17 protein-coding genes are annotated in these 16,359 nt (G+C 43.0%); 15 read left to right on the top strand and 2 right to left on the bottom strand.

What is annotated here, in order from left to right; genetic code table 11:
• The first annotated feature begins 5 nt into the window (after window positions 1–5).
• Window positions 6–1,850: a protein translocase subunit SecD gene (secD, locus tag RM544_RS15790; protein ID WP_311362778.1), complete on the top strand. Its 1,845-nt coding sequence runs from the start codon at window positions 6–8 to the stop codon at window positions 1,848–1,850.
• A gap of 9 nt (window positions 1,851–1,859) precedes the next feature.
• Complete coding sequence (secF, locus tag RM544_RS15785; protein ID WP_311362777.1) at window positions 1,860–2,804, top strand: protein translocase subunit SecF; 945 nt, start codon at window positions 1,860–1,862, stop codon at window positions 2,802–2,804.
• A gap of 78 nt (window positions 2,805–2,882) precedes the next feature.
• On the opposite strand, the gene suhB is transcribed toward secF, so the two are convergent.
• Window positions 2,883–3,656 carry an inositol-1-monophosphatase gene (gene suhB / locus RM544_RS15780; protein ID WP_311362926.1) on the bottom strand — a complete coding sequence of 258 codons (774 nt, stop codon included), beginning with the start codon at window positions 3,654–3,656 and terminating at the stop codon, window positions 2,883–2,885.
• 286 nt (window positions 3,657–3,942) lie between these two features.
• Here suhB and trmJ point away from each other — a divergent pair, with 286 nt between their 5' ends.
• The 11 genes from trmJ (at window position 3,943) to RM544_RS15725 (ending at window position 13,658) form a co-directional block, all read left to right on the top strand.
• Window positions 3,943–4,728, top strand: a complete 786-nt coding sequence (trmJ, locus tag RM544_RS15775; protein ID WP_311362776.1) for a tRNA (cytosine(32)/uridine(32)-2'-O)-methyltransferase TrmJ — start codon at window positions 3,943–3,945, stop codon at window positions 4,726–4,728.
• On the top strand, window positions 4,682–5,569 hold the full coding sequence (gene cysE, locus RM544_RS15770; RefSeq protein ID WP_311362775.1) for a serine O-acetyltransferase: 888 nt from the start codon (window positions 4,682–4,684) through the stop codon (window positions 5,567–5,569). The genes trmJ and cysE overlap by 47 nt, the downstream gene beginning before the upstream one ends.
• Window positions 5,570–5,741: 172 nt before the next feature.
• Window positions 5,742–6,230 (top strand): Fe-S cluster assembly transcriptional regulator IscR, encoded by a 489-nt coding sequence (gene iscR / locus RM544_RS15765; protein WP_311362774.1) that lies wholly within the window; start codon window positions 5,742–5,744, stop codon window positions 6,228–6,230.
• Window positions 6,231–6,241: 11 nt separating this feature from the next.
• The gene (locus RM544_RS15760; protein ID WP_311362773.1) at window positions 6,242–7,465 is read left to right on the top strand and encodes an IscS subfamily cysteine desulfurase; all 1,224 of its coding nucleotides are present in this window, start codon (window positions 6,242–6,244) and stop codon (window positions 7,463–7,465) included.
• A gap of 116 nt (window positions 7,466–7,581) precedes the next feature.
• Complete coding sequence (gene iscU, locus RM544_RS15755) at window positions 7,582–7,965, top strand: Fe-S cluster assembly scaffold IscU (protein WP_311362772.1); 384 nt, start codon at window positions 7,582–7,584, stop codon at window positions 7,963–7,965.
• A 75-nt stretch (window positions 7,966–8,040) separates the two neighbouring features.
• Window positions 8,041–8,364, top strand: a complete 324-nt coding sequence (iscA, locus tag RM544_RS15750; protein WP_311362925.1) for an iron-sulfur cluster assembly protein IscA — start codon at window positions 8,041–8,043, stop codon at window positions 8,362–8,364.
• Window positions 8,365–8,479: 115 nt separating this feature from the next.
• Window positions 8,480–8,992, top strand: coding sequence for a Fe-S protein assembly co-chaperone HscB (gene hscB, locus RM544_RS15745; protein WP_311362771.1), 513 nt, complete (start codon window positions 8,480–8,482; stop codon window positions 8,990–8,992).
• A gap of 15 nt (window positions 8,993–9,007) precedes the next feature.
• A complete protein-coding gene (gene hscA / locus RM544_RS15740; protein WP_311362770.1) occupies window positions 9,008–10,885 on the top strand; it encodes a Fe-S protein assembly chaperone HscA in 1,878 nt (625 codons plus the stop codon).
• 16 nt (window positions 10,886–10,901) lie between these two features.
• Window positions 10,902–11,240, top strand: a complete 339-nt coding sequence (fdx, locus tag RM544_RS15735; RefSeq protein WP_311362769.1) for an ISC system 2Fe-2S type ferredoxin — start codon at window positions 10,902–10,904, stop codon at window positions 11,238–11,240.
• A 171-nt stretch (window positions 11,241–11,411) separates the two neighbouring features.
• Window positions 11,412–11,771 carry a putative periplasmic lipoprotein gene (locus RM544_RS15730; protein WP_311362768.1) on the top strand — a complete coding sequence of 120 codons (360 nt, stop codon included), beginning with the start codon at window positions 11,412–11,414 and terminating at the stop codon, window positions 11,769–11,771.
• 3 nt (window positions 11,772–11,774) lie between these two features.
• Window positions 11,775–13,658 (top strand): lipoprotein N-acyltransferase Lnb domain-containing protein, encoded by a 1,884-nt coding sequence (locus RM544_RS15725; RefSeq protein ID WP_311362767.1) that lies wholly within the window; start codon window positions 11,775–11,777, stop codon window positions 13,656–13,658.
• 24 nt (window positions 13,659–13,682) lie between these two features.
• On the opposite strand, the gene RM544_RS15720 is transcribed toward RM544_RS15725, so the two are convergent.
• Window positions 13,683–14,324, bottom strand: coding sequence for a CIA30 family protein (locus tag RM544_RS15720; RefSeq protein WP_311362766.1), 642 nt, complete (start codon window positions 14,322–14,324; stop codon window positions 13,683–13,685).
• Between the two features lie 243 nt (window positions 14,325–14,567).
• On the opposite strand from RM544_RS15720, the gene ndk reads away from it, so the two are divergent.
• The gene (gene ndk / locus RM544_RS15715) at window positions 14,568–14,999 is read left to right on the top strand and encodes a nucleoside-diphosphate kinase (RefSeq protein ID WP_195734533.1); all 432 of its coding nucleotides are present in this window, start codon (window positions 14,568–14,570) and stop codon (window positions 14,997–14,999) included.
• A 186-nt stretch (window positions 15,000–15,185) separates the two neighbouring features.
• Window positions 15,186–16,343, top strand: a complete 1,158-nt coding sequence (rlmN, locus tag RM544_RS15710; protein WP_311362765.1) for a dual-specificity RNA methyltransferase RlmN — start codon at window positions 15,186–15,188, stop codon at window positions 16,341–16,343.
• Window positions 16,344–16,359 lie beyond the last annotated feature (16 nt).

Below are 16,359 nucleotides of genomic sequence, written 5' to 3'. Positions count from 1 at the left end.
ACGTTGTGTTAAATCAAACTCCATTTTGGAAATATATACTAGTGCTGTTTGTTGTCGGTTTGACAACGCTTTATGCAGCCCCGAACCTTTACGGCGAAGATCACGCAATACAGATTTCCGCTAGCAAAAATGCGCCGATTGATGAAGAGTTGTCTTTACGAATTGAAAACGCATTACTGGCCGAGAATATCGAAATCAAGCGTATCGATATGGAAAACGACCAACTTCTTGTTCGTCTTTTGGATTCAGATGCTCAGTTAATCGCGCAAGAGCTTATCGATAGAAAATTAGATGATGAATATGTGGTAGCAATGAACCTTGCACCAGATACTCCCGATTGGCTCAAAGCCTTTAACGCTGAACCCATCAAATTAGGTTTAGATTTGCGTGGCGGTGTTCACTTCTTGATGGAAGTTGACATGAATAGCGCAACCACCAAAGCATACGAAGACGTTGAAGGTGACTTCAAAACGCGTTTGCGTGAAGAAGACATTCGCTACCGCTCAATAACAAAAAATACAGATTCTGTTGATATCTTCTTCAGAGATGCTGACACCCTGGATAAAGCGCAATTCTTCTTACGCAACCAATTCGGTAACCTTAGTATTACTGAACGCGATAATTTGATGCTCAGAGCAACTTTCTCTGAGGCTCGATTGCTTGAGATACGCGACGCTGCAGTGAAACAGAACATTACTATCATTCGTAGCCGTATTAACCAACTGGGTGTGGCTGAGCCTTTGGTGCAAAAGCAGGGTGCAGAACGAATCGTAGTGCAGTTGCCGGGTATTCAAGATACTGCAAAAGCAAAAGAAATCTTAAACGCGACAGCAACACTCGAATTTAGAATGGTCGACGATAAAAATGACGTTCGAGATGCCCAGCGCGGCCGAGCGCCAGCAGGCTCGGAATTGTTGTTACACAAAGATGGTCGTCCTTATTTGCTGAAAAAGCAGGTCATGTTAACGGGCTCTCATATTATTGATGCTAATAGTGGTGTTGATGAATATGGTGTGCCAAACGTCAGCATCGACCTTGACTCGAAGGGTGGCGCTAAATGGTCACGAGCAACTAAAGCAAACGTGGGTAAACCGATGGCGACTGTATTCATCGAATACAAGGCGACTGGTGAGCGTGATGCGAATGACAAATTGATCTTTGAGAAGAAAGAAGAAATTATCAGTGTTGCGACTATTCGCGGTCAATTAGGTGCGTCGTTCCAAATTACTGGTTTGGATTCACCTAGCGAAGCGCGTGAACTGTCTTTGCTACTGAGAGCCGGTGCACTTATTGCGCCTATTCAAATAGTTGAAGAGAGAACGGTGGGACCGAGTCTGGGTAAAGAAAACATCGAACTCGGTATGACGGCGATTATTTGGGGCTTAGCCGCAGTGCTCGTTTTCATGCTGATCTACTACAGAGCATTCGGCATCGTCGCAAATATTGCCCTAGTACTCAACTTGGTGATGATTGTCGGTATTATGTCGATGATACCAGGGGCAACACTTACCTTGCCTGGTATGGCGGGTATTGTGTTAACAGTCGGTATGGCGGTTGATGCGAACGTACTTATATTTGAGCGTATCCGAGAGGAGCTGCGAGAAGGTCGAAGTCCACAGCAATCAATTCACTTTGGCTATGACAGCGCGTTCTCGACCATCTTAGATGCCAACATAACGACCTTCCTTGCCGGTATGATTCTGTTTGCAGTGGGTACCGGACCTATCAAAGGTTTCTCTATTACATTGATGATTGGTATCGCAACATCAATGTTTACAGCGATTATCGTAACACGTGTGCTAGTAAATAGCGTGTGGGGCGGTAGACGTGTGACTAAGTTAGCGATATAGGAGAGTCACATGGGATTTCAATTATTAAAATTAAAAAGTACTGTTCAATTCATGAAGCTCAGAGTGCCAGCAATGGTACTCTCGACTTTATTGATTATCGGTTCAATAACATCATTAGCCATTAACCAATTAAATTGGGGCTTAGATTTCACTGGTGGTACGCTGATAGAAGTGGGCTATAAAGAAGCCGCGGACTTAGAAGCTATTCGAGCGCAAATGGATGCTGGAGGCTACTCTGACGCTGTCGTACAAAACTTTGGTAGCAGTCAAGATGTGCTTATCCGTTTAGCACCACGAGATGGCGTTAAAGCTGTTGAGATTGGTGACGAGGTCATGAAAACACTTCGTGAAGACGGTACTGAAGTCGATATGCGCAGAATAGAGTTTGTTGGACCTAATGTGGGTGAAGAGCTCACCGAGCAAGGTGGTTTGGCGATGTTAGTTGCGTTGATCTGCATATTGATTTACGTTGCGATGCGTTTTGAATATCGTTTTGCTTTGGGTTCAGTTGCTGCTTTAGGGCACGATGTGATTCTGACGCTGGGTTTGTTTTCAATTCTGCAACTAGAGTTCGATTTAACAGTACTCGCGGCTGTGCTTGCGGTAATCGGTTATTCACTCAACGATACTATCGTTGTGTCGGACCGTATTCGCGAAAACTTCCGAAAGATTCGCAACGCTGAACCTGAGGAAATTATCAATATCTCACTGACGCAAACACTTAATCGTACGATTATTACGTCTTTAACGACGATTTTGGTATTGGTTGCCTTGTTCTATAAAGGTGGTGCGTTGATCCATGGTTTTGCGACTGCATTACTATTTGGTGTCGTTATTGGTACTTACTCTTCTGTTTATATCGCGAGTGCCGTTGGCTTAGCTTTAGGTATTAGTAAAGAAGATCTAATGCCGACAGAAGTAGAAAAAGAAGGTGAAGATTTAGATCCTTTGTAAGCTGATAAAGGCGTTAGATATCTGAAACAAAAAAGGGCGGTCAATGCATATTGACCGCCCTTTTTAACTTTATTGAGTTTACTTAAGATGTTTTACTAGGGCTTGCACAACTCTAGGGCTACCAGCAACAATTTCGCCGCTAAGTAATGGATCATTTCCGCCAGCAAAGTCAGTGACCAAACCGCCAGATTCACGCACCAATAATTCACCAGCAGCAATATCCCAAGGTTTAATGCCACGCTCCCAATAACCATCAAAACGTCCAGCAGCAACATAGGCCATATCTAGGGCTGCAGAACCACCACGACGGATATCACCACTTTTGGCGAATATCGCTGTGAAGCTTTTCATGTATTCGTCATACGATTCTTTTGCTTTAAACGGAAATGCGGTTGCTAGGATTGTGCTACCAAGCTCGCGCGCTTGGCTGGCACGAATACGGTGCCCATTTAATTGTGCGCCATTGCCTCGGCTTGCAGTAAATAATTCGCCACGTAAAGGGTCAAATACAACAGCTTGGTCGAGTCGACCTTTATATTGTAGAGCAATTGAAACGGCAAAATGAGGAATGCCTTTGATGAAATTAGTGGTTCCGTCCAATGGATCGATGATCCATTTAAAATCAGCATCGCCTTCAATTAAACCGCCTTCTTCACCCACAAAGGTATGATCTGGGTAAGACTGTTGAATTTTCGCGATAATCGCTTGCTCTGCTTCTTTGTCGATTTTAGTCACAAAATCGTTCTCGCCTTTCTGTTCTATCTGAAGATCGTCGCCGTTTTCGAAACCACGAGCAATCACATTTCCAGCCGAGCGCGCAGCACGCACAGCAATATTGAGCATAGGATGCATATTAAAACCACCAATTTGTAAAAAGAACGGAAAGCCTGTTGCCATGAATATACATGGACTGGCTAAAAAACGTGCGCATACTAACAGAAAGGTCAACTCAAGTAAACGAAAGCGATGCTACTCACCTAGAAAACTTGAACTAGTTTCAACAGACACGCAACTTCGATGGTGATATACTCTCGCCCCATAAATTTGCACCTCACATAGCGGAATAAACAATCCGAATCCGTGGGTAGTAAAGGCAAATAGACACTCTGTACATTTTTTATATCAAGGTTAATAACGCATGCTTTCTGACATTCGAATCGTCCTCGTTAATACCAGCCATTCAGGTAATATTGGTTCGGCTGCCAGAGCAATGAAAACAATGGGCCTAAGCTCTTTGTATTTAGTTGACCCGGTATCGCCTCCAGACGGAAAATCGAGTGCGTTGGCTGCTGGCGCTGGCGATGTTTTAGCGAATGCGACAACGGCAAAAACCTTGGAAGAAGCGGTGAGTGATTGCGGTTTAGTCGTTGGAACTTCAGCTCGTTCACGCACTTTACCATGGCCGATGCTAACGCCCAGAGAGTGCGGTGAAAAACTGGTTGTAGAATCTGAAAAATATTCTGTGGCCTTAGTGTTTGGACGCGAAAATAATGGCCTAAGTAATGAAGAACTTCAGCAATGCCATTTTCATGTTTGTATTCCCGCTAACCCTGATTATAGTTCGTTGAATATCGCGGCAGCAGTACAAACACTGTGCTACGAAATTCGTGTGAATCACCTTGATATTGAGGCGGCAAAATTCCCTCCGTCGGAAGAAGCAGATTACCCTCGCAATGAAGATTTAGAGCGGTTTTATACACATTTAGAGGCCACGCTGAAAGAAACTCAGTTTATAGTGGCGAATCACCCAGGCATCGTTATGACGAAGTTAAGGCGACTATTCAATCGAGCCAGGCCTGAAAAGCAAGAGCTGAACATACTAAGAGGTATTTTATCTTCTATTGATAAAGTGACCGGTAGAGATACAAAGCTCACCGATGACACTGATAAGAGCTCAACAGACAGTTCAGATACAGTTAAGTAAACGAGAAAGCAAACGAATGTTTAGTAGAATTCGCGAAGATATAAAAAGTGTTTTCCACCGTGATCCTGCGGCGAGAAACTCCCTTGAGGTCATTTTCAATTATCCTGGTCTGCACGCTGTGTGGATCCATCGCTTTAGTCATAAGCTATGGACTTGGCGGTTGAATTGGTTGGCCCGTTTTCTATCCAATATTTCCAGATTTTTAACAGGCATTGAGATTCACCCAGGAGCTCAACTCGGTCGTCGTGTTTTTATTGATCACGGTATGGGCGTTGTGATTGGTGAAACGGCTATTGTGGGCAATGATGTTACTTTATACCACGGTGTTACGCTGGGCGGAACGAGTTGGCAAGCAGGCAAACGTCATCCAACGCTGGAAGATAATTCAGTAGTAGGTGCTGGTGCACAGGTACTAGGTCCTATTACGATCGGCAAGAACGCGAGAGTCGGTTCTAACAGTGTTGTCGTTAAAGATGTACCGGCAAACGCAACCTGTGTTGGTATTCCCGGCCGAATCATCTTACAGCGCGCAGAAGAATCAAGTGATAAACGCGAACATGTGAGTGAAAAACGACAAGCAATTGCAAAGAAATATGGTTTTGATGCTTATGCGGTGAGCGAAGAAAACCCCGATCCGGTAGCAAATGCGATGGGCATTATGCTTGAACATGTGCATCAAATGGACACGAAAGTCGAAGAAATGTGTAAAGTCATTCAATCGTTAGGTGGTGACGTTTGCACTGATTCAATTCCTAGACTGGATATAGAAGATTTTGCTGAAACCGGCATATCGCCTGTGTTAAAGAAGGCTGCAGTTGAAGCCTTCGACCCACACATTTAGGTGATATTAGCTGAGATTATAAGGTAGGAATAAATAACCTACTAATTTACTCAGGTATATACTTGACAAAATTACTCAGGTATATACAATTCTCCGCATCATCAATAGCAAATATCAATTGCCATCAGTAGTGTTCAGACACACGCGAACACTTAAGCGGAGCGGGTACATTATGAAGCTAACATCTAAAGGGCGTTATGCAGTAACAGCAATGTTAGATGTTGCTTTGCACTCGAGAAAAGGCCCGGTTCCATTGGCAGATATTTCGGAAAGGCAGGAAATTTCTTTGTCTTATCTAGAGCAATTATTTTCTCGTTTACGTAAAGAGAACTTAGTATCTAGTGTTCGAGGTCCAGGCGGTGGTTATCAGTTAGGTAAAGCACCAAGTGAAATTGCAATTGGCGACGTTATTCGGGCAGTAGATGAGTCGGTCGACGCAACACGGTGTCAAGGACAGTCAGACTGTCAAGGCGGCGAGCGCTGCTTAACTCACACCTTATGGCAAGACTTAAGTGACCGAATTAGTCAATTTTTGAATGGCATAACCATTGGTGAATTGATGACAAAGAATGAAGTAAAAGAAGTAGCTGGCCGTCAAGATTCAAGCAAAACGGCAGCTAAAAATTTAGTTAGCGACATAGAAATCAGTATGCAACTGTAAGCGGAGCGATAATGAGCAATATCAAATTACCCATTTACCTAGACTATTCATCAACGACCCCTGTTGATCCTCGTGTCGCCGAAAAAATGAAAGAGTGCCTGACTAATGAAGGTAATTTCGGTAACCCTGCATCACGTTCTCATCAATTTGGTTGGGTTGCAGAAGAAGCGGTGGACATTGCAAGAAATCAAATCGCAGACTTAGTCAATGCGGACCCGAGAGAAATTGTATTTACCTCAGGTGCTACAGAGTCAAACAACTTGGCGATTAAAGGTGCAGCAACGTTTTATCAGAAACGCGGTAAACACATCATTACCTTAAAAACTGAGCACAAAGCTGTATTAGATACAACGCGTCAGTTAGAGCGTGAAGGATTCGAAGTGACCTACATGATGCCTGAGCCGAACGGACTGGTAGATTTAGACAAGCTTCAGGCTGAAATGCGCGATGACACTGTGCTAGTCAGCATCATGCATGTAAACAATGAAATCGGCGTCATTCAAGATATTGAAGCGATTGGTAATATTTGTCGCGAACGTAAGATTATTTTCCACGTTGATGCTGCACAGAGTACAGGCAAAGTGCCAATCGATTTGCAAGCTTTACCGGTGGATTTAATGTCATTTTCTGCCCATAAAACCTATGGTCCGAAAGGTATTGGTGCATTGTACGTATCACGTAAACCACGAGTACGTATCGAAGCGCAAATTCACGGTGGCGGTCATGAGCGAGGTATGCGTTCAGGTACCTTAGCAACTCATCAAATTGTAGGTATGGGCGAAGCATTTAGAATTGCCAAAGAAGAAATGGCAACTGAGAATGAACGTGTGAAGATGCTACGTGACAAATTGTACAATGGCGTCAAAGACATTGAAGCTGTTTATTTAAACGGTGATGAAGAACATCGCGTTGCGCACAACTTAAATGTGAGCTTTGCTTACGTTGAGGGCGAGTCCTTGATTATGGCCTTAAAAGACATGGCTGTCTCTTCGGGTTCTGCGTGTACTTCTGCCAGCCTTGAGCCATCCTATGTTCTGCGTGCACTTGGCTTAAATGATGAATTAGCACATAGTTCAATCCGTTTTAGTATTGGTCGCTTCACAACGGAAGAAGAAATTGATTACGTGATTAAAGTGATTCGTAATGCAATCGACAAGCTCCGTGAGATGTCGCCATTATGGGATATGTATAAAGAAGGTATCGACCTAGACTCAGTAGAGTGGACGGCGCACTAAATTAGAAATTGAGGGTTGAATCTCTTGGATTCGACCTAAGTTGAATTGGTATCATTAGATACATTAGCGAAAATACTACGACGTAACTCGTTGATAGTGATTAAGAGGCAATTGTTATGGCTTATAGTGAAAAAGTAATCGACCATTATGAAAATCCACGTAACGTGGGCGGTTTTGACAAAAATGACCCTAGTATTGCAACTGGCATGGTTGGCGCACCAGCGTGTGGCGATGTGATGAAGCTGCAATTGAAAGTGGGCGAAAACGGCATTATTGAAGATGCGAAGTTCAAAACCTACGGTTGTGGTTCTGCTATCGCTTCTAGCTCATTAGTGACTGAGTGGGTAAAAGGTAAAAGCATTGATGAAGCTACATCAATTAAAAACACTGACATTGCGGAAGAGCTAGCTTTGCCACCAGTGAAAATTCACTGTTCAATACTCGCTGAAGATGCGATCAAAGCAGCTGTAGCTGACTATAAAACGAAGCACGCGAAGTAAGTTGATATCATTGAGCATTGTGGCTTCGCTGCAATGCTGCAAGCACAAGAACAAGTTAACACGAGGAGCAATTTAGTGGGTATTAAGGTCACTGATGCAGCAGCATCAAGAGCAAAAGCATTTATGGACGGGCGTGGAACAGGTCTAGGATTGCGTTTGGGCGTTAAAACCACTGGTTGTTCTGGCTTAGCCTATGTTCTTGAGTTTGTTGATGAATTGAATCCGGACGACGAAGTATTTGAAGATAACGGTGTTAGAATTGTTATTGACGGTAAAAGTCTAGCCTACCTAGACGGTACCGAGTTAGACTTTGCCAAAGAAGGCTTAAATGAAGGTTTCCAATTCAACAATCCGAATGCTAACGGTGAATGTGGTTGTGGAGAAAGTTTCAACGTTTAAGGCGTGAATACTCATTCCCAGTAAAACGTCATCGCCGGCTTGTTTTCCAGTATCTACCATATTACAGATACTGGAAAACAAGACATAACACGCCAACCATCAAGGTCTTTTTCGCATGAATTACTTTGAGTTATACAATCTTCCAGCACAGTTTGAGATTGATTTAAGCAAGCTCAAACAACACTATCAAACTCTTCAAAAATTGACTCATCCAGACCGCTTCGCTAGTGCGAGTGAGCAACAAAAACGTATGTATTTAACCAAAAACGCACAGGTCAACGACGCGTATACCGTTCTTCGGTCTCCTGTTAGTCGTGGTGAGCATTTGTTGGGATTACGTGGCATTGAATTGGCGAATGAACAAGAAACCGTTGGTGATGTAAACTTTTTGATGCAACAAATGGAATGGAGAGAAGCGCTTGAAGATGCTGACTCCGTTGATGCACTAAATCAATTGGCCGTTGAAAATAAGAGTGAAGTTGACGCACAAGAAGCGACTATTCGCGCTCTCTTAGAAAAAAATACTGAAAGTGATAATAAACAAGCAGCAGATGAATTGCGTAAAATGAAATTCATGCTAAAACTAGCATCAGAGATCGATGCAAAAATTGACACATTAGAAGCGTAAAGGGTACTAATTTACATGGCTTTATTACAAATCGCGGAGCCCGGGCAAAGTGCTGCTCCGCACGAGCGAAAAATCGGCATTGGTATTGACTTAGGAACGACAAACTCCTTAGTCAGCGCAGTGAGAAGTGGTCAGTGTGTGACGCTTGCTGACGAACAAGGTCACCACCTTCTGCCTTCGGTCGTACATTATGCAACTGATTCTATTGATGTCGGTTTTCATGCCAGAGATAATTCAAACGCCGATCCTGCAAATACCATTATGTCTGTGAAGCGATTCATGGGGCGTACCTTAGCTGATGTGACTCAGCATTGGCACCAGTTGCCCTATCAGTTTTCGTCAGAAACGACGTCTCCTCGTTTTATCACGCCGAAAGGTGAGTTCAATCCAATCCAAGTATCTTCACATATTCTAAGTGCGCTTAAGACGAGAGCTGAAGCGAGTATGGGAGAGGAAATTACGGGTGCGGTTATCACCGTTCCTGCCTATTTTGATGACGCTCAGCGACAGGGGACTAAGGATGCCGCGCAGCTTTCCGGCTTGAACGTATTACGCCTGTTGAATGAGCCCACAGCGGCTGCCATCGCTTACGGATTAGATAGCGAAGAAGAAGGCGTTATTGCAGTTTACGATTTAGGTGGCGGTACATTTGACGTATCTATTCTAAGATTGAACAAAGGTGTCTTTGAGGTACTCGCAACCGGCGGTGATTCGGCTCTTGGTGGGGATGATTTCGATCATCTCGTAGCCGATTATGTCTCCAATACTTTGCACTTAGACGACGCTTCCCAAAAGCTAAATCACAGACGTTTGATGAATATAGCCAAACAAGCCAAGGAATGCTTGAGCGATAACACTACGTTTAATGGTGAGCTTCAGCTGCTTCAGGCGTCAGGAGGAACTGTTCAGAGTAATATCACGGTGAGCCTAGAAACGTTTAACGAACTCATTGCAGACTTAGTGAAAAAGACGATCGCTACCTGCAAACGTGCTTTGAAAGACGCAGATGTGTCGATAGATGACGTTAATAATGTGGTCATGGTGGGTGGCTCTACTCGTGTTCCTCTTGTGAGAACTCAGGTTGCTGACTTCTTCGGGAGAGTTCCATTGACTTCTATTGACCCAGATAAGGTCGTTGCGATAGGTGCTGGTATACAAGCCGATATCTTGGTTGGAAACAAACCCGATAGTGACATGTTGCTACTGGACGTTTTGCCATTATCCTTAGGTATTGAAACTATGGGCGGTTTAGTTGAGAAAATTATTCCAAGAAATACCACAATCCCAGTAGCAAAAGCACAAGAATTTACTACGTTTAAAGATGGCCAAACGGCTATGATGGTGCATGTGTTACAAGGTGAACGAGAATTAGTTGAAGATTGTCGCTCCCTCGCCAAGTTTACGCTTACTGGTATTCCACCGATGGTCGCTGGTGGAGCGCATATCCGCGTTACCTTTCAAGTTGATGCGGATGGTTTGCTTAACGTCACAGCGATGGAAAAATCGACCGGTGTACAAGCAGAGATTCAAGTTAAACCTTCCTATGGCTTGGAAGAGTCAGAAATTTTGAGCATGCTTCAGTCAAGCATGCAGAATGCTAAGCATGACATGCAAGCGCGTATGCTCAAAGAGCAGCAGGTAGAAGCGAGTAGAGTGCTTGAAGCGATGCAAGGCGCTTTGGCAGAAGACGGAGACGAATTACTCAATGACGAAGAACGCAGCGCGATTGAAGCTTCTTTGTTCGCGCTAGTTGATACCGCCAAAGCTGGCGACATTGAAGCGATTAAACAAGCAATAACCAAGGTTGACAAGCTTAGCCAAGATTTTGCTGCAAGAAGAATGGACAAGTCGATTCAAAAAGCGCTGTCTGGTCACTCAGTTGATGATATTTAGATTAGGATAAGAAAACATGCCACAAGTTATATTTTTACCTCATGCCGAATTATGCCCAGATGGTGCAGTACTTGAGGGTGACAAAGGAACATCTGTTCTTGATGTTGCACTGAAGAATGGTATTGGCATCGAGCATGCCTGCGAAAAAGTATGTGCGTGCACAACCTGCCACGTAATCATTCGTGAAGGATTTGACTCTTTAGGTGAAACGGATGAACTGGAAGATGACCTGCTCGACAAAGCATGGGGCTTGGAGCCAGATTCTCGCTTAGGTTGCCAAGCAATCATTCGAGACGAAGACCTAGTGGTTGAAATTCCGAAATACACTATTAATCACGCAAGCGAAGACCATTAGGTTTGCAAGAACCCAAAGGTGCACTTTACGTTGTTAGCGTTTTCGTACAATAAGTAGGCGCTAACTGCACAAGGCCATACTAATCTTACAAATCATCTTGACATAATTTTACATAACTATTATTTTCCTGTGGGTCGAAGTTCTCGACGATATACATACTCAAGGAATAGAATGAAAAAATTATTAGTTTTAGCTTGTGCCACAATGATGGCTTCAGGCTGTGCAAGCGTCATGACTGCAGAATCACAATCAATCAACGTAACTACTTCAAACAATAAGCCTGCTGAAGTAACTATTGATGATAAGACTGTTACTGCACCAGGAATGGTTGTTGTATTGCGCGATGGTAAAGACAAGGTTGTAAAAACTAAAACTGCTGGTTGTGATAACGCAACAGTTGTAGAAAAGAGCGTAACACCTGTATTTTTCGGTAACATCGTAATCGGTGGACTTCTCGGTTCAACGACTGACGGCGTAACTGGCAAAATGTGGGACTACGCAGATTCAGTAGAAATTTCTTGCGCTGAATAATACGTGCCTAAGATATTGCACCCTGAAAGCTGGCTTTTGCCAGCTTTCTGTTTTCTAGTCTTCCTGTTTTTCGTTTCATTTAAGACACAGTCGGCAACAAAAGAGCCTATCGATTCACAAGACCTTATAAATCAAGTAGCGGAAAGCGACACTTGGGCTACTTTGTTACATGTTAGCAATAGTCACCAGCGTATAAGTGACCCATCATTTTTATTGAGCTACCAAAACTTTAGTCTCCAAAACGAAATGCAGGAAAGCTTGCGCTACTTTCGCTCAGCGCCACTAGAGTCTTACTGCCGTTTTCCAGCGCGTCATTTATTTTTATCACAATTTTTTTCCTTATCTACGCCTAAAGATGCCACGTTGCGATGCACTGAATTTGCGCGGTATTTAGATAAGGTGCCTTATGACAAGCTATCTGTCATTTATGCTAGTGAAGTTCTCTCATCAGCCTCTAGTATGATGGGTCATGTATTTTTGAAAGCAGAAGGACGAAACGACAACAATAATGAGGTTGCCCATTCTGTTTCGTTTTTTACACAATATGACACATTTAACCCTCTCCGACTTGTGTATGACGGGCTTATCGGGGGCATGGATGGTTTTTTCATTGTGCGTCAGTATGAACAAGACCTTGCTATTTATTCAGCACAAGAGCAGCGAAATGTGTTTGAGTACAAGATAGAATATGATGCCTTTTCTAAACAGTTAATTCAGCTGCATATCTGGGAGTTGAAAGGTATTGATATAAAGTACCTTTTTCAAAGCTATAACTGTGCCACCTTAACTCTATACATTCTTTCATTAGGCGATAGTCAGCTTAAACAGTCAGAAAGCTTATTTGTGACACCAAGTGACGTGGTAAAAGCGATTAATGCGCGTGATTTAGTGCTATCAACAACAGTTACCTTGGCAAATAAATGGGAAGCCAAACTCTTACAACAAGAGTTGGGTGACGAGATTAGCCAAGAGGTTTCAGCTAATATTCAATCTGAAATACAATTAATCTCATCTATCGATAATATTCAAGATACCAGGCTTAAAGCCTTGTCACTGGAATATGCCGAGAGTGTAATAACACATTTAGAAAGCCAAGGAGTGATGGCTACTGAGAAAGCGAGCAGTGCGCTAGGCTCCTTACAAATATATCGAGATGAGCAGGAACTTGATGCCGAGCTAGCGATTGATTTTAGTCAATATAAAAATCCGATTGATGCCAAACAGGACTCAGTCTTTACCAGCTCGCTGGTTGTAATCGACAATAAGAAAATAAACGAGAGAACAAAATATCTTGATTTGAGTTATTTACCAGCCAGTCACCGTATGCGAACTGGAAATAAACAGTTCTTTTCTGAGTCTGAGTTGAAGATAGCAGAAGCCACATTAAGAATAGGACTCGATAACAGTGACATTGAGTTGCGCTCATTCTCCTTGTATTCAGTCTCTTCTTTTGTGCCAAGCACCAGTATGCATTCAGAGTTGTCAGGCAATTTTTTCTTAGGCTACAGGCAAGAGTATAATGATTATCTAGATGATAGCGGGTTTGTCACCCTTGCCGGTGGACTTGGTAAAACCTATAAACTGCATCGTGATGTGATGGTTTTTGGCATGCTTGATACGGCGTTAGGTTTCAACCTAGATAAAGGTCGATTTGCAATTGAACCTCGTATTGGCACTATTTTTAATTTAGCGAGTAATACCAAATTGCATGTTGAATACACATATCAGTTGGATACTCAAAATAGTAAACCCTTACAGACGATGATAGGAGAGTTCTCGTGGAGTCCATCTGCTCAGCCATTTACGGTAAGCGCTTCCTTAGAGAGTTCATCTATCGGCCAGCTTAGGCGCACTCAAGCCGCATTAAACGTTGACTATCACTTTTAGGTTTATAGCTTTTAAGTTGATAGTTTAGTGAAGCTCGAGTGACACAGAATCAATCATCAGCTTAAAAGGACCTTCCTGTTTTTGAGTGATCATGATGCCAATTTGAACAATATCCTCCCATGCTAGCGCTTCTACATTTCTTAACTGACGCCCACGCCATACAGGCACAAAATCGTTTAAATCAAAGCTATGTTCGGTTACCTCATTAGCTTTAGTTTGGAAGCCACTAGCATATGAAACGCCATCCAAGTATCGGTTGGTTCTAAAACGAAGTTGATAGTACTGACCATCACCCTTCACTTTTAAAGTGAGTTTGCCTTTCGTTCCAAGTTCAGTGTTAGGCACCTTTTCAGTCGGCGTCCATAATCTTCTCACCGAGGCGAAGCCACCATTGTTATCCAAAGAAAGAGTGCCAGAAAATACCCCATATTGGCCTTCATTTGTCATACTTGAGCGCGAAACACCGCCCATCACCGAGTCATTGACTCTGCGCCACGCTGCAATGTCGTTTTCGCTCTGAAACAATATCTGACTCACCCTTTTTGTGGTCTTAGATGTTTCCATACTCGAAGTTTCCCCTTGCAACGTGTTTTCTGCGCGAGTGTTCTTCGCATTGCTATCAAACGCAAGCGCACCGGCCATTATGATTAAAAACAATAATTTCACTGTGAGTGCCCAATGTCCCTAAAAAACTTTATACTCGAGCTAAGTATTTTAGTTCAGTTTCAGTATCTACTGTATGGTCTTATCACACTGTTCTCGCTGTCTTTTTCCAAGCTTTGGTCACCAAGTGTGCTCACTATCGCTTACAACAAGTAAATGAAATTTAAATGAAGGGGTAGGTTTTTACGTCTATCTTCTTTATAATCGCGCGAATTTTTAAAATATAGCAAACTGGAAGAATTAACCATGGCTTTAGAACGCACTTTTTCAATCATTAAACCTGACGCAGTAGCAAAAAATGTTATCGGCGCTATCTACAACCGTTTCGAATCTGCGGGCTTGCGCATCGTTGCTTCAAAAATGGTTCATATGAGCAAAGAGCAAGCGGAAGGCTTCTATGCAGAACATAGCGAACGTCCTTTCTTTGGCGCTTTAGTCAGCTTCATGACTTCTGGTCCAGTAATGGTTCAAGTCTTAGAAGGCGACAACGCAGTTGTGAAAAATAGAGAAATAATGGGTGCAACTAACCCAGCTGAAGCAGCTGCTGGTACTTTACGTGCTGATTACGCAGAATCAATTGACGAGAATGCTTGTCACGGTTCTGATGCGCCAGAGTCTGCAGCCCGCGAAATTGCTTACTTCTTCTCTGACGAAGAAATTTGCCCACGCACACGCTAAGCAAACGAAGTGTTATACTAAGGGAGCTTCGGCTCCCTTTTTTAGTTTATCGCTAATTATAGTCGATTAAACTCTGAAATTTTGTCGAATACGTATATCATGGTAATTAAGGGCTCATAGTAGAAACATAGTGATTTGTTTTGCCATACAGCTCGACAGTGATGCAATTAAATTCAAGGTAATAAAATGTCCGCAAGCACCCAAAATGAAGTTATTGAAGCAACAGACAAAAAAGTCAATTTATTGAACTTTGATCGTCAGGGATTGCGTGACTTTTTTGCTTCTATCAATGAAAAGCCATTCAGGGCCGATCAGTTAATGAAGTGGATTTACCAAGCGGGTGAATCTGACTTCGATAAAATGACGAACCTTAATAAAGACCTTCGCGCAAAATTAAAAAGTCGTTGCCATATTGAAGCGCCTGTCATTTCTCAGCATCAACAAGCCTCTGACGGAACAATTAAGTTTGCTCTGCTACTGGACGGTGGGCAAGAGGTCGAAACAGTTTGGATCCCAGAGACTGACCGCGCCACACTGTGCGTGTCTTCACAAGTCGGCTGTGCTTTAGAATGTACTTTTTGTTCGACTGCACAACAAGGGTTTAATCGCAACCTGTCGGTAGCGGAAATTATTGGCCAAGTGTGGCGAGTTGCTACCTTTATTGGTTTGTCCAAAGACACCTCTCAACGCCCTATTACGAATGTCGTTATGATGGGAATGGGAGAGCCGCTGCTCAATCTTAAAAATGTTATTCCAGCTATGCGTATTATGTTGGACGATTTTGGGTTTGGCTTGTCAAAACGTCGTGTGACCTTAAGTACTTCTGGCGTAGTTCCTGCTTTAGATATGCTGGGTGACCAAATCGACGTAGCGCTAGCAATATCCTTGCACGCACCAGATAACACTTTGCGTGACGAAATAGTGCCAGTAAATAAAAAGTACCCAATTGAGGAGTTTTTAGCGGGTGTTCGTCGCTACTTAGCGAAATCAAAAGCGAACCAAGGCAAAGTCACAGTAGAATATGTGATGTTGAGTCATATTAATGATAGTACTGACCAAGCGCACGAGTTGGCCAAAGTGTTAAAAGATACACCAAGCAAGATTAATTTGATCCCGTTCAACCCTTACCCAGGATCACCTTATACTTGCTCAAGTAATTCAAGAATGGATAGGTTTGCTAAAGTCCTCATGGAATATGGTTTTACTGTTGTAGTCAGAAAAACACGCGGAGATGATATCGATGCAGCTTGTGGCCAGTTGGTGGGTGATGTTGTAGACCGGACTAAAAGATTGTTGAAAAAACAGATGAATGGATTGCCAATTTCGGTAAAAATGACTGAATAAGAAAACAAAGAGATTA

It is taken from the genome of Brumicola blandensis (assembly GCF_031846165.1).
Taxonomy (GTDB): Bacteria; Pseudomonadota; Gammaproteobacteria; order Enterobacterales; family Alteromonadaceae; genus Glaciecola; species Glaciecola blandensis.
This window is presented reverse-complemented; position numbering and strand designations above follow the sequence as displayed.

Excerpts from the sequence above, each read along its gene's own strand:
- secF (WP_311362777.1), top strand. The coding sequence starts at position 1,860 with ATGGGATTTCAATTATTAAAATTAAAAAGTACTGTTCAATTCATGAAG.
- suhB (WP_311362926.1), bottom strand. The coding sequence starts at position 3,656 with ATGCATCCTATGCTCAATATTGCTGTGCGTGCTGCGCGCTCGGCTGGA.
- trmJ (WP_311362776.1), top strand. The coding sequence starts at position 3,943 with ATGCTTTCTGACATTCGAATCGTCCTCGTTAATACCAGCCATTCAGGT.
- cysE (WP_311362775.1), top strand. The coding sequence starts at position 4,682 with ATGACACTGATAAGAGCTCAACAGACAGTTCAGATACAGTTAAGTAAA.
- iscR (WP_311362774.1), top strand. The coding sequence starts at position 5,742 with ATGAAGCTAACATCTAAAGGGCGTTATGCAGTAACAGCAATGTTAGAT.
- RM544_RS15760 (WP_311362773.1), top strand. The coding sequence starts at position 6,242 with ATGAGCAATATCAAATTACCCATTTACCTAGACTATTCATCAACGACC.
- iscU (WP_311362772.1), top strand. The coding sequence starts at position 7,582 with ATGGCTTATAGTGAAAAAGTAATCGACCATTATGAAAATCCACGTAAC.
- hscB (WP_311362771.1), top strand. The coding sequence starts at position 8,480 with ATGAATTACTTTGAGTTATACAATCTTCCAGCACAGTTTGAGATTGAT.
- hscA (WP_311362770.1), top strand. The coding sequence starts at position 9,008 with ATGGCTTTATTACAAATCGCGGAGCCCGGGCAAAGTGCTGCTCCGCAC.
- fdx (WP_311362769.1), top strand. The coding sequence starts at position 10,902 with ATGCCACAAGTTATATTTTTACCTCATGCCGAATTATGCCCAGATGGT.
- RM544_RS15730 (WP_311362768.1), top strand. The coding sequence starts at position 11,412 with ATGAAAAAATTATTAGTTTTAGCTTGTGCCACAATGATGGCTTCAGGC.
- ndk (WP_195734533.1), top strand. The coding sequence starts at position 14,568 with ATGGCTTTAGAACGCACTTTTTCAATCATTAAACCTGACGCAGTAGCA.
- rlmN (WP_311362765.1), top strand. The coding sequence starts at position 15,186 with ATGTCCGCAAGCACCCAAAATGAAGTTATTGAAGCAACAGACAAAAAA.